Raw genomic sequence first — 12543 nt, 5'->3', positions numbered from 1 at the left:
TGGGGGCATGGCAGGCGATGCGCTCGACTCGTTCTCCCCCGCGACCCGCTCGTGGTTCACGGGGGCCTTCCTCGCGCCCACCACCGCGCAGGAAGGGGCCTGGCGGGCGATCGGGGAGGGCTCGGACGTGCTGGTCGTGGCTCCGACCGGCTCCGGCAAGACCCTGGCCGCCTTCCTCGCCGCCCTGGACCAGCTGGCCTCGACCCCGCCGCCCGCCGAGCCGAAGAAGCGCTGCCGCGTCCTGTACGTATCGCCCCTGAAGGCCCTGGCCGTCGACGTGGAGCGCAATCTCCGCAGCCCGCTGACCGGGATCCGGCAGGAGTCCGTCCGCCTCGGTCTGCCCGAGCCGGAGATCAGGGTCGGGATCCGGTCCGGCGACACCCCGCCCGCCGAGCGCCGGTCACTGGCCACCCGCCCGCCGGACATCCTCATCACCACCCCCGAGTCGCTATTCCTCATGCTGACCTCGGCGGCCCGGGACGCCCTCGCCGGGATCGAGACGGTGATCGTGGACGAGGTGCACGCGGTGGCCGGGACCAAGCGCGGCGCGCACCTCGCGCTCTCCCTGGAGCGGCTGGATGAGCTGCTGCCGCGCCCGGCGCGCCGGATCGGGCTGTCGGCGACGGTCCGGCCGGTGGACGAGGTGGCCCGGTACCTCGCGCCGCGCGGCAAGGTGGAGATCGTCCAGCCGCCGTCGGCCAAGGAGTTCGACCTGTCGGTGGTCGTCCCGGTGCAGGACATGGGCGAGTTGGGCGGATCCCCCGCGACCGAGGGCCGGGAGGGCGGTGACAAGCCGTCGATCTGGCCGCATGTGGAGGAGCGGATCGCGGACCTCGTGCAGGCGCACCGCTCGACGATCGTGTTCGCCAACTCCCGCCGTCTCGCCGAGCGGCTGTGCAACCGGCTCAATGAGATCGCGTACGAGCGCGCGATGGGCGAGAGACTGCCGGAGGGTTCACCACCGGCCGAGATCATGGCGCAGTCGGGCGCCGCCCTGGGCGCCCCGCCCCTGCTGGCCCGCGCGCACCACGGCTCGGTGTCCAAGGAGCAGCGGGCGCTGGTGGAGGAGGACCTGAAGGCGGGCCGGCTGCCGGCCGTGGTCGCCACCTCCAGCCTGGAGCTGGGCATCGACATGGGCGCGGTGGACCTGGTGGTGCAGGTGGAGTCCCCGCCCTCGGTGGCCTCGGGGCTCCAGCGGGTGGGCCGGGCCGGGCACCAGGTGGGCGCGGTCTCCACCGGGGTGGTCTTCCCCAAGTACCGCGGCGACCTGGTGCAGGCGGCCGTGGTCACCGAGCGGATGCGCACGGGTGCGATCGAGTCCCTTCGCGTTCCCTCAAACCCCCTCGACGTACTGGCCCAGCAGCTGGTCGCGATGGTCGCGATGGACACCTGGCAGCTGGACGACCTGCTCGCCCTGGTGCGGCGGGCGGCGCCCTTCGCGGCGCTGCCGGAGTCCGCCTTCACGGCGGTGCTGGACATGCTGGCCGGCCGCTATCCGTCGGACGCGTTCGCCGAGCTCAGGCCGCGCGTGGTCTGGGACCGGGTGGCGGGGACGATCACCGGCAGGCCGGGGGCCCAGCGCCTCGCTGTCACCTCCGGAGGCACCATTCCGGACCGCGGGCTCTTCGGCGTCTTCCTCGCGGGCTCGGACCCGAAGAAGGGCGGCGGGCGGGTCGGTGAGCTCGACGAGGAGATGGTCTACGAGTCCCGCGTGGGGGACGTCTTCACCCTGGGCACCACCTCGTGGCGGATCGAGGACATCACCCGCGACCGGGTCCTGGTCACGCCGGCCCCCGGGGTGCCGGGCAGGCTGCCGTTCTGGAAGGGCGACCAGCTCGGCCGGCCGCTCGAACTGGGCCGCGCGGTCGGCGCGTTCCTCCGCGAGCTCGGCGGCCTCACCGACGAGGACGCCCGGCTGCGGCTGCTGGCGGCCGGCCTGGACGCCTGGGCCGCGGAGAACGTGCTGGCGTACCTCGCCGAACAGCGCGAGGCCTGCGGCCACGTGCCGGACGACCGGACGATCGTGGTGGAGCGCTTCCGTGACGAGCTGGGCGACTGGCGGGTCGTGGTCCACTCGCCGTTCGGCGCGCAGGTGCACGCCCCGTGGGCGCTGGCGCTGGGCGCCCGCCTCGGCGAGAAGTACGGCATGGACGCGCAGGTGATGCACGCCGACGACGGCATCGTGCTCCGCCTCCCCGATGCGGACCTGCTGTCCATGGACCTCCTGGACCTCGATCCGGCAGGCGTGCCCGCCTTCGAGTTCGACGACGAACAGGCCCCGCTGGGCGCGGCCGATGTCGCCTTCGACCACGGTGACATCAGCCAGATCGTCACCGACCAGGTCGGCGGCTCCGCGCTCTTCGCCTCCCGCTTCCGCGAGTGCGCGGCCCGCGCCCTGCTGCTGCCGCGCCGCAGTCCGGGCAAGCGCACCCCGCTGTGGCAGCAGCGCCAGCGCGCCTCCCAACTCCTCCAGGTGGCCTCGGAGTTCGGCTCGTTCCCGATCGTGCTGGAGGCCGTACGCGAATGCCTCCAGGACGTCTTCGACGTGCCCGGCCTGACCGAGCTGATGGGCGACATCGAGGCGCGCCGCGTCCGCCTGGTCGAGGTCACCACCCCGGAGCCCTCCCCCTTCGCCCGTTCCCTCCTCTTCGGGTACGTCGCCCAGTTCCTCTACGAGGGCGACTCCCCCCTGGCCGAGCGCAGGGCGGCCGCGCTGTCGCTGGACTCCCGGCTGCTGGCCGAGCTGCTCGGCCAGGCGGAGCTGCGCGAACTGCTCGACGCGCAGGTGCTGGAGGAGCTGGAGCGGGAGCTCCAGTGGCTCACCGAGGACCGGCGGGCGAAGGACGCCGAGTCGGTGGCCGACCTGCTGCGCATGCTGGGCCCGCTGACGCCGGATCAGCTGACGGAGCGGGGGGCGGATCCGTCCTGGGCGGACGAGCTCGCCGCGGCCCGCCGCGCCATCCGGGTCCGGATCGGCGGCGCGGACCACTGGGCGGCGATCGAGGACGCGGGCCGGCTGCGGGACGCGCTCGGCACGGCGCTCCCCGTCGGCGTGCCGGAGGCGTTCACCGAGCCGGTCAAGGACCCGCTGGGGGACCTGCTGGCCCGGTACGCCCGCACCCACGGGCCGTTCACCACGGCCGCCGTCGCCGCACGCTTCGGCCTGGGCCCTGCGGTGACCGAGGGCGCGCTGCACCGGCTCGCCGCGGCCGGCCGGGTGGTCCAGGGCGAGTTCCACCCGGCGGGCATCGGCCAGGAGTGGTGCGACGCGACGGTGCTGCGCAGGCTGCGCCGCCGCTCGCTCGCCGCGCTCCGCCAGGAGCTGGAACCGGTCCCGCCGACCTCGCTGGCCACCTTCCTCCCCCAGTGGCAGCACCTGGGCGGAGCCCTGCGCGGCCTCGACGGCCTGGCCCGCGCGGTCGAACAGCTCCAGGGCGCCCCGGTCCCGGCCTCGGCGCTGGAACGGCTGATCCTCCCGTCGCGGGTGACCGGCTACTCCCCCGGCCTGCTGGACGAACTGACCACCACGGGCGAGGTGGTCTGGGCGGGCGCCGGAGCCCTTCCGGGCAAGGACGGCTGGATCTCCCTCTACCTGGCGGACGCGGCCCCGTTGCTCCTGCCCCCGCCGCACCCCCTGGAGGCGAGCCCGCTCCACCAGGCGGTCCTGGCGTCCCTCGCGGGCGGGTACGGCCTCTTCTTCCGGCAGATCGCGCAGTCGATCCGCGCCGAGTTCCCCGAGGTGTCCGATGTCGCCCTCTCCGAGGCGGTGTGGGATCTGGCCTGGTCGGGCCGGCTCACCAACGACACCCTGGCCCCGCTGCGCTCACTGCTGGGCTCGGGCCGCACGGCGGGCTCGACGGCCCACCGGGCCCGGCGTACGGTCCCCCGCGGCCGGTACGGCACGCTCAGCGCGACCGTGTCCCGCACCGGCCCGCCCACGGTCGCGGGGCGCTGGTCGCTCCTGCCCTCCCCGGCTCCGGACCCGACCCACCGGGCGCACGCCCTGGCCCGCACCCTGCTGGACCGGCACGGGGTGGTGACCCGGGGCGCGGTCGCCGCGGAAGGGGTGGAGGGCGGCTTCAGCGCCGTCTACCGCGTGCTGTCGGCCTTCGAGGACAGCGGCCAGGCCCGTCGGGGCTATGTGGTCGAGGGGCTGGGTGCGGCCCAGTTCGCGATGGACGGCGCGGTGGACCGCCTGCGGGCCGCCGAGCGGACCCCGCCCCCGCTGGCGGCGGTGGTCCTGGCGGCCGCCGACCCGGCGAACGCGTACGGCGCGGCCCTGCCCTGGCCCGAGCCCCCGGCCGGGGCCACCCACAAGCCGGGCCGGAAGGCGGGCTCCCTGGTGGTCCTGGTGGACGGGGAACTCACCCTGTATCTGGAGCGCGGCGGCAAGACCCTGCTGGCCTGGCCGCCTCCGGCGGACCCCCGGCTCGCGGCCGCCACGGCCGCCCTGGTGACGGCCTCGCGCGCGGGCACCCTCCCGGCCCTGACCGTGGAGCGGATCAACGCCGCCTCGGCCCTGACGTCCCCGCTGGGCCGGGCCCTGGAGGCGGCCGGTTTCCACGCCACCCCGAGGGGTCTGCGCCTGCGGCCCTGACGACTGCGAACGGTCTCGACTGTTCCGCGGACGTCCTGGACATGTCACAGAACCGTTCCTGACCGCCCCTGAGCTGGCATCGGCGCTTATTCATCCTTTATCAAGATGATCACAGGCATCGCAGGGGCGATGCACAGTCATGGGGGAGCACAAGAGTGAGCACCAGCAGCATGCGTACCACCACCCTCGGCACGGTCGGCCTGGCGGTCGCCGCGGCCCTGGCCCTGACCGGTTGCAAGAACGGCAACGAAGAGCTCCCGACGCAGCCGGTCTCTCCGTCCGCCCAGCCCTCGGAGGCGACCGGGTCCGCCCAGCCCACCACCTCGGCCAGCCCCTCCACCGGCGGCGAGGCCCCCGCGGGGGCGGGGGGCACGGCGAAGTCCGGCCAGACCTTCAAGATCGGCGAGGCTGCGGAGGTCCCGTTCAGCTACGGAAACAACAAGGGCGGCCAGATAGCCCTCACCGTCACCGCGATCGAGCAGGGCAACCCCGCCGACCTGGACGTGCTCAAGCTCGGCGACAAGGTGAAGGGGATGATCCCCTACTACATCCGCTACTCGGTCAAGAACACCGGGACCACGGACCTCTCGTTCTCCTCCGTGGGCCACATCAAGGGCCTGCTCGGGGACGGCAGCGAGGCCCAGAAGCTGTCGGTCATCGGCAAGTTCGAGAAGTGCCCGAACGAGTCGCTGCCGAAGGGCTTCACCAACGGCCAGACGCAGACCAGCTGCGTGGTGGCCCTCGCCCCGTCGGCCCAGACGAAGGTCACCGCGGCCGAGTACTGGGGCAACCCCTACAACTCGCTGAACAAGAACAAGGGCCTCATCTGGAAGTAACGACCGCCCCGCGCGAGCCCCTGCGGAACACCCCACCGCAGGGGCTCCCGCCCGCCCCACCCCGGGCAGCGCCGCGCGTACCCCATCGGGCCCGTCAGGCCGCCCCGAGCCACGCCAGGCCGCCGCAGGCACATCGGGCCACGTCGGGCGCCTGCGGGCCGCCAGCGCCCCGCGCATGGCCGCGCCGGGCGCGTTCGGGCCTGACCGACGCCATGGACGCCGGCGGCGACCCACCACCCGAAGCCCGGGGCTGCTAGGTCGTCTCTTTCCGATCTTGCCGGACCCGCGCTGCCCGGCAAGATCCGAAAGAGACGACCTAGAGCACGTCAGCACGCGAACCGCCCGCGCGGGCCGCGCAGAGCCGCATGGGGCCGGGGCGCCGAGAGCCTCACCGGGCCGGGACCGCGCAGGGCCGGGCCACGCCAGGCCGCCGCGGGCACATGGGCCGTATCGGGCCCGGGCCAGGGCGCCGCGGGCACATCGGGCCGTATCGGGGCCGGGCCAGGGCGCGCAGGGCGGTATCGGTCAGCGGCGGCGCGCGGCGGGCGACAATGGGGGCATGCCCGAAGGCGACAGCATCCTGCGCGCGGCGAGCCGTCTCCACGCGGCCCTGGCAGGCCGCGAGCTCACGCGCAGCGACCTGCGCGTCCCCCGCTTCGCCACCGCCGACCTCACCGGCCGCGTCACCCTTGACGTCACCCCCCGGGGCAAACACCTCCTCGCCCGCTTCGAGGGCGGCCTCACCCTGCACAGCCACCTCCGCATGGACGGCGCCTGGCACGTCTTCGCCGCCGGCGAGAAGTGGCGCGGCGGCCCCGCCCACGAGATCCGGGCCGTCCTCGGCACCGCCGACCACACCGCCGTCGGCTACCGCCTCCCCGTCCTGGAACTGATCCGCACCGCCGACGAGGACCGGGCCGTGGGCCATCTCGGCCCCGATCTCCTCGGCCCGGACTGGGATGCCGGCCGCGCCGCCGCCAACCTCCTGGCCGCCCCCGAGCGCCCCCTCGGCGAGGCCCTGCTCGACCAGCGCAACCTCGCCGGGATCGGCAACATCTACAAGGCCGAGCTCTGCTTCCTGGCCGGGGTCACCCCCTGGACCCCCGTCGGCGCGCTCCCCGAGGCGACCCTCCCCCGCCTGGCCGCCGCCGCCCACCGCCTGCTGTCCGCGAACAACGGCGAGCGGCCGGGCCCCCGCAACACCACCGGCAGCCGCCGCCCCGGCCAGGACCTGTTCGTCTACGGCCGCACCCACCGCCCCTGCCTGCGCTGCGGCGCCCCCGTCCGCGAAGCCCCCCAGGACGGCCGCCCCACCTACTGGTGCCCCCGCTGCCAGACCGGCCCGACGCCTTAGGTCGTCTCGTCCCGGGCGGTGTCCGGGCGACAGGACGAGCTGGTTGACGCTCCGTCAGATACGGTCGTACGGTCCCGCCATGCCCACACACTCCGCCATGCCCACACCCACAGCCTCGTACGACCTCAGCGGCCGCACCGCCCTGGTCACCGGCGCCGCCAGCGGCATCGGCCGCGCCACCGCCGTCCTCCTCGCCGGGGCGGGCGCGCACGTGCACTGCGCGGACCGCGACGAGCAGGGCCTCGCCGAGACGGCCGCCCTCGTCGCGGAGAACAAGGCCGGCGGCGCCACCGTCCACCCTCTCGACGTCACCGACCGGGCCGCGCTCCGGGCGGCCGTCACCGCGGCGGGCCCCCTCGACATCACCGCCGCCATCGCCGGGATCATGCACACCAGCAGCGTCCTGGAGACGACCGACGAGGACCTCGACCGGGTCCTGGACATCAATTTCAAGGGAATCCTGCGCACCTGCCAGGAAGCCGCCCGCTCCATGATCGCGGCGGGCCGCCCCGGTTCGATCGTCACCATGGCCTCCGGGGCCGTGGACGCCGCCCAGCCCGGCCTGCTCTGCTACAGCGCCGCCAAAGCCGCCGTCGTGCAGCTGACCAAGACCCTCGCCACCGAGGCCGGCCCGCACGGCATACGGGTCAACGCCGTCGCCCCCGGCTGGATCCGCACCCCGATGACCGGCCGCCACAGCCCCGAAGTCCAGGAGCGGACCGAGGCGGCGATGGTCCGCATGTCCCCCCTGCGCCGGGTCGGCGAGCCCGAGGACATCGCCCAGGCGGTGCTCTACCTGGCCTCGGACGCCTCGTCCTTCATGACGGGCCAGATCCTTCGCCCGAACGGTGGAGTGTCGATGCCCTGGTAGTCCCAGCAGGCCCCGTGGCCCCGCCCGCCCTCGCGGCTCCCCCAGCCCCCGCAGCCCCCTCAGCTTCGTCCGCCCCGTCAGCCCGCTCCGCCCCGCCCGCCCACCGCCGCCGGGCCTTCCGCACCGGTCCCGGCACACAGTGCACCGGCAGCACCCCCAGCCCCCAGCCGCCCACCGCCACAGCGCCCTCGACGGCCCCGGACTCCTCGGGCGCCAGCACCAGCCGCAGCACGGCCCACCACCACAGCAAGCCGACCGCCAGCGCGAGTGCCGACGCCACAGGTATGCGCAGTAACCGCCGCACGGCTACCTCCCAGGGGCCGGGACCCGGACGGCCCCATCCTCCCGCACCCCCCACTCCCCCGCACCCAGAACGGCCGGGAGCCCCGGTCGGTGCGTCACGCACCGACCGGGGCTCCGGCCACACTCAAACACGCACGTACTCGCTCACGCGGCTACGACATTCACCGCTTCCGCAGGCGCCTTGATGGTCACCCGCTCCGGCCCACCAGTGACCGAAGCCATGGAGACCGAATTGAGCATCGGGCGGACCGGCACACTCACCGGTTCGCTTGCCGCGGCCGACTGTGCCAGCTCGGCCAGCGACAGCTCGTCGCTGACTTCGCGCATCAGCTCGGACATCCGTACGTCCAACGCGTCGCAGATCGCGGAGAGCAGCTCGGAGGATGCCTCCTTCTGCCCCCGCTCCACCTCGGAGAGATAGCCGAGCGAAACTCGGGCCGACGAGGAGACTTCGCGCAGAGTACGGCCCTGGCGCTGGCGCTGCCGACGCAGCACGTCACCCAGCAGGCGACGGAGCAGAATCATCGGTGGCTCCCTCCTCTGACCGTGTAGCCGCATCCTTCACGCCCCACCGTACCGCCTCGCGCCGCGGCCGTGCGGGGAGCGATGTCGTGTTCACTCAGGGCTGCAAACATCAAATCCCCCCGTTCTGTTCCGTATCCTGCCTCCGCGCATTCTCGCGGAGTTGGCCTGAGAGAAGTTCCAGCACTGTCCGTGCACTCTCCCTACGGATTTCCGCGCGGGAGCCTTTCAACCTCAGCCGGACCGTTTTCCTGCCCCCCGGACCGTCCACCGCGATGAAAACGGTGCCCACCGGCTGCCCGTCCTGCGGCTGCGGACCGGCCACTCCGGTGGTCGCGATTCCCCACGAGGCGCCCATCACCCGTCGCACGCCGGCCGCCATCTCCGCCGCGACCTGCGCGTTCACCGCGCCTTCGGCCTCGAGCAGTCCCGCGTCCACCCCCAGGACCCGGTGCTTGATCTCCGTCGCGTACGCCGTGACCGAGCCGCGGAAGGACAGGGAGGCACCGGGGACGGCCGTGAGCTCGGCCGCCACGATGCCGCCGGTCAGGGATTCGGCCACGGCGAGGGTCTGGTCACTCTCCGCGAGCAGCCGCAGCACATCAGCAGCCGCTTCGACCGCGCCGATCTCACCGACCCCACCGACCACTCCGGCCGCTCCCATCACTCCGGAACCGGCTTCCACCACCGCGGGACCCCCCGCCGCGTACGTCACCTCGCGGCCCGCTCCTCGGCGAGACCCTGGCGGCGCAGTACGACCGCCTGGCGGATGTAGTCCAAACCGGTGACGAGGGTCAGCACGACGGCCAGCGCCATCACCCAGAAGCGCAAGGTCGCCAGCGGCCCGGTCAGCGCGAGCACGTACATGCCCACGGCCGTGCCCTGGGCCAGGGTCTTCAGCTTGCCGCCGCGGCTGGCCGGAATCACGCCGTAGCGGATGACCCAGAAGCGGAGCAGCGTGATCCCGAGCTCCCGTCCGAGGATCGCCCCGGTCACCCACCAGGGGAGGTCGCCGAGCCACGAGAGACAGATGAGCGCCGACCCCATGATCGCCTTGTCGGCGATGGGATCGGCGATCTTGCCGAAGTCCGTGACCAGGTTGTACGTCCGGGCCAGGTGCCCGTCGAAGATGTCCGTGATCATGGCGACGGCGAACGCCGCCCAGGCCCAGGCCCGCCAGGCCGGGTCGTAGCCGCCCTCGGCGAGCAGCAGGAGGACGAAGCCCGGCACCAGCACGAGCCGGATCATCGTCAGGATGTTGGCGATGTTCCACAGGCTGGCCTGATTGACCGCCGCAGCCCCCAGCGTCGCGCCGGACACGGGCCGGCGGCCGGTCCCGCCCGCCGCAGATGCCGGGACTCCGGTCATCCGGCCGCCTCCTCAAGATCCATGCCCAGGGGCTCGGCCACCAGGTCCACACCCAGGGTGCCGACCACCTTCGCCGTGACGATACGGCCGGGGACCAGGCCCGTGCTGTCCGTGAAGACGACCTGGCCGTCGGTCTCGGGTGCCTGGTGCGCGGCGCGGCCGTAGGCGCCCTCGCCGTCCTCGTCGACGGCTTCCACCGTCTCGACGAGTACTTCCAGGGTCTCCCCGATCCGCTCCTCCGCGCGCTGCGAGGTGAGCTCCTCGGCGAGCCGCTGCATGTGCGCGAGCCGCTCGGCGATGGTGTCCTCGTCCAGCTTGTGGTCGTAGGTGACGGCCTCGGTGCCGTCCTCGTCGGAGTAGCCGAAGACGCCGATGGCGTCCAGGCGCGCGTGGGTGAGGAAACGCTCCAGCTCCGCGAAGTCCGACTCCTTCTCGCCGGGGAAACCGACGATGAAGTTGGACCGCACACCGGCCTGCGGAGCCTTGCTGCGGATGGTGTCCAGCAGCTCCAGGAAGCGGTCGGTGTCACCGAAGCGGCGCATGGCGCGCAGCACGTCGGGGGCCGAGTGCTGGAAGGAGAGGTCGAAGTACGGCACGACCTTGGGGGTCGAGGTGAGTACGTCGATCAGGCCGGGCCGCATCTCGGCGGGCTGCAGGTAGCTGACGCGCACGCGCTCGATGCCGTCCACCTCGGCCAGCTCCGGCAGCAGGGTCTCCAGCAGCCGGATGTCGCCGAGGTCCTTGCCGTACGAGGTGTTGTTCTCGGAGACCAGCATGATCTCCTTGACGCCCTGCTCGGCGAGCCAGCGGGTCTCGCCCAGCACGTCGCTGGGGCGGCGGGAGATGAAGGAGCCGCGGAAGGACGGGATGGCGCAGAAGGAGCAGCGCCGGTCGCAGCCGGAGGCCAGCTTGACCGAGGCCACGGGGCTCTTGTCCAGGCGGCGGCGCAGCGGAGCGCGCGGCCCGGAGGCGGGCGCGAGCCCGTCCGGCAGGTCGGCGGGCGCCTCGGCCGGCGCCTCGGCGGGCTCCTGCGCGTGGCCGGGAAGTGCCACCTCGGCGTCCTGGCGCGCCGCCGGGCTGATCGGCAGCAGCTTGCGCCGGTCGCGCGGGGTGTGGGAGGCGTGGATGCCGCCGTTGAGGATGGTCTGGAGGCGGTCGGAGATGTCGGCGTAGTCGTCGAAGCCGAGCACGCCGTCGGCCTCGGGGAGCGCTTCGGCGAGTTCCTTGCCGTAGCGCTCGGCCATGCAGCCGACGGCGACGACGGCCTGGGTCTTGCCGTGATCCTTGAGATCGTTGGCTTCCAGCAGGGCGTCTACGGAGTCCTTTTTGGCGGCTTCGACGAAGCCGCAGGTGTTGACGACGGCTACGTCCGCGTCGGCGGCGTCCTCGACGAGCTCCCAGCCATCCGCCGCCAAGCGGCCTGCGAGCTCCTCCGAGTCCACCTCGTTACGGGCGCAGCCAAGAGTGACAAGGGCGACGGTACGGCGTTCGGGCATGGACTCAAGACTACTTCGTCCCGGCGTCGGCCCCAGCCGCAAGTCCCCGTACAGCAAGATCCCCGGGGTGCGGCTCAGCACCCCGGGGATCCGGATTCAAGCGTTCCGCCCTAGGGCGGCCTCTGGTCAGCCTGCCTGGGGCTCATCCACGAGGGGGTCTTCCTTGGTGTATGTGAGACGTTCCACCTGACCCGGCTGGAAGTCTTCCTTGATCTCCTTGCCGTTCACGAAGAGCTTCACGGCCCCGGCGTCGCCGAGCACGAGGTCGACGGACTCCTTGTCCGTGAAGGTCTTGGACTCACCCTGCACGAGGGTGCCGTCGAAGAGCAGCCGGCCGGTGGAGTCCTTCGCGGAGATCCAGCTCTCGCCGGTGTCGGCCGTCAGGACGACCGTGACGAGGTCCTTGGGCGCCGCGGCGATGGCGCTGTCCGAGGGCTCCGGCTTGGGCGCCGCCGGGGTCTGCTGGGGCTGCGCGGCCGGCTTTCCGCCGGACTGCTTGGGTGCCGGCTTCGGGGAGGCGGAACCTTCCGCCACCGGCCGTTTGTCGTTCTCGCCGCTGCCGCTGAAGGCCGTGAAGCCCACGAAGCCGATCACGGCGACGATGGCGGCGACCATGGCCGCGGTCCAGTTGGGCCGCTGCCGCTCGGGGCGGATGCGTTCGGCATCGAACATCGGCGCGGCGGGGGTGGGTGCCGGCCGGCCGCCGTGGGCCGCGTCGTAGCTGTCGACCAGGGGTGCCGGGTCGAGCTGGACGGCGCGGGCTAGCGTACGGATGTGACCGCGGGCGTAGACGTCGCCGCCGCACCGCGTGAAGTCGTCCTCTTCGATCGCGTGCACGATCGGGATGCGCACGCGGGTGGTGGAACTGACCTCGTCGACGGTGAGCCCGGCGGCGATCCGGGCCTTCTTCAGGGCCGTCCCGATGGACGGCCCTTCGACGGAACGCTCGACGATGGGGTCCTCGGACCGGTCGTCGGTCGAAGGCCGCTCTTCTTCGGGGGAGTTGGATTTGCCGATGGACACAAGGGCGCCTTTCGAGCGTGTAGCCACCTGCTGGATGTCCAGTCTAGGGGGGTGACGAAAGGGTGGAGCAACCGGAGGGTGCACTTCCTACGCCATCCGAATGGCGACGGGAGGTCAGGTCCGGTGCGGCGGCCCGAGCGCCGTACGCGATGTCGTGCGCGGTGCCGCCACCT

General features: G+C 73.0%; 9 protein-coding genes. 4 read left to right on the top strand and 5 right to left on the bottom strand.

All coding sequences use genetic code 11. The features are described from left to right. The first annotated feature begins 7 nt into the window (after positions 1-7). The 4 genes from ACZ4TV_RS16790 to ACZ4TV_RS16775 all read left to right on the top strand — a co-directional run bounded on the left by ACZ4TV_RS16790 (position 8) and on the right by ACZ4TV_RS16775 (position 7658). Positions 8-4597, top strand: coding sequence for an ATP-dependent helicase (locus ACZ4TV_RS16790; protein ID WP_468135246.1), 4590 nt, complete (start codon positions 8-10; stop codon positions 4595-4597). 155 nt (positions 4598-4752) lie between these two features. Beyond that, the gene (locus tag ACZ4TV_RS16785) at positions 4753-5433 is read left to right on the top strand and encodes a hypothetical protein (protein ID WP_468135244.1); all 681 of its coding nucleotides are present in this window, start codon (positions 4753-4755) and stop codon (positions 5431-5433) included. A 559-nt stretch (positions 5434-5992) separates the two neighbouring features. Beyond that, entirely contained in the window at positions 5993-6787 is a 795-nt protein-coding gene (locus tag ACZ4TV_RS16780; protein ID WP_468135242.1) for an Fpg/Nei family DNA glycosylase, read from the top strand. A 43-nt stretch (positions 6788-6830) separates the two neighbouring features. Next, a complete protein-coding gene (locus ACZ4TV_RS16775; RefSeq protein ID WP_468135240.1) occupies positions 6831-7658 on the top strand; it encodes an SDR family NAD(P)-dependent oxidoreductase in 828 nt (275 codons plus the stop codon). A gap of 447 nt (positions 7659-8105) precedes the next feature. Here the strand turns inward: ACZ4TV_RS16775 and ACZ4TV_RS16770 are convergent, their stop codons facing one another. From ACZ4TV_RS16770 to ACZ4TV_RS16750, 5 genes are all read right to left on the bottom strand, one after another. Then, positions 8106-8486, bottom strand: a complete 381-nt coding sequence (locus ACZ4TV_RS16770; protein ID WP_030012484.1) for a helix-turn-helix domain-containing protein — start codon at positions 8484-8486, stop codon at positions 8106-8108. 109 nt (positions 8487-8595) lie between these two features. After that, positions 8596-9147: a CinA family protein gene (locus tag ACZ4TV_RS16765; RefSeq protein ID WP_468135519.1), complete on the bottom strand. Its 552-nt coding sequence runs from the start codon at positions 9145-9147 to the stop codon at positions 8596-8598. A gap of 47 nt (positions 9148-9194) precedes the next feature. After that, positions 9195-9851 (bottom strand): CDP-diacylglycerol--glycerol-3-phosphate 3-phosphatidyltransferase, encoded by a 657-nt coding sequence (gene pgsA / locus ACZ4TV_RS16760; RefSeq protein ID WP_468135238.1) that lies wholly within the window; start codon positions 9849-9851, stop codon positions 9195-9197. Further along, positions 9848-11347: a 30S ribosomal protein S12 methylthiotransferase RimO gene (rimO, locus tag ACZ4TV_RS16755; protein ID WP_468135236.1), complete on the bottom strand. Its 1500-nt coding sequence runs from the start codon at positions 11345-11347 to the stop codon at positions 9848-9850. The genes pgsA and rimO overlap by 4 nt, the downstream gene beginning before the upstream one ends. A gap of 126 nt (positions 11348-11473) precedes the next feature. After that, positions 11474-12370 (bottom strand): helix-turn-helix domain-containing protein, encoded by an 897-nt coding sequence (locus ACZ4TV_RS16750; protein ID WP_468135234.1) that lies wholly within the window; start codon positions 12368-12370, stop codon positions 11474-11476. Positions 12371-12543 lie beyond the last annotated feature (173 nt).

It is taken from the genome of Streptomyces sp. NPDC028910, from assembly GCF_055564955.1.
The sequence above is the reverse complement of the archived record's forward strand: the minus strand, read 5'-3'. Positions and strand labels throughout refer to the sequence as shown.

Coding starts and splice junctions, on each gene's coding strand:
- pgsA (WP_468135238.1), bottom strand. CDS start 9,851: ATGACCGGAGTCCCGGCATCTGCGGCGGGCGGGACCGGCCGCCGGCCC.
- ACZ4TV_RS16780 (WP_468135242.1), top strand. CDS start 5,993: ATGCCCGAAGGCGACAGCATCCTGCGCGCGGCGAGCCGTCTCCACGCG.
- ACZ4TV_RS16790 (WP_468135246.1), top strand. CDS start 8: ATGGCAGGCGATGCGCTCGACTCGTTCTCCCCCGCGACCCGCTCGTGG.
- rimO (WP_468135236.1), bottom strand. CDS start 11,347: ATGCCCGAACGCCGTACCGTCGCCCTTGTCACTCTTGGCTGCGCCCGT.
- ACZ4TV_RS16770 (WP_030012484.1), bottom strand. CDS start 8,486: ATGATTCTGCTCCGTCGCCTGCTGGGTGACGTGCTGCGTCGGCAGCGC.
- ACZ4TV_RS16765 (WP_468135519.1), bottom strand. CDS start 9,147: ATGGGAGCGGCCGGAGTGGTCGGTGGGGTCGGTGAGATCGGCGCGGTC.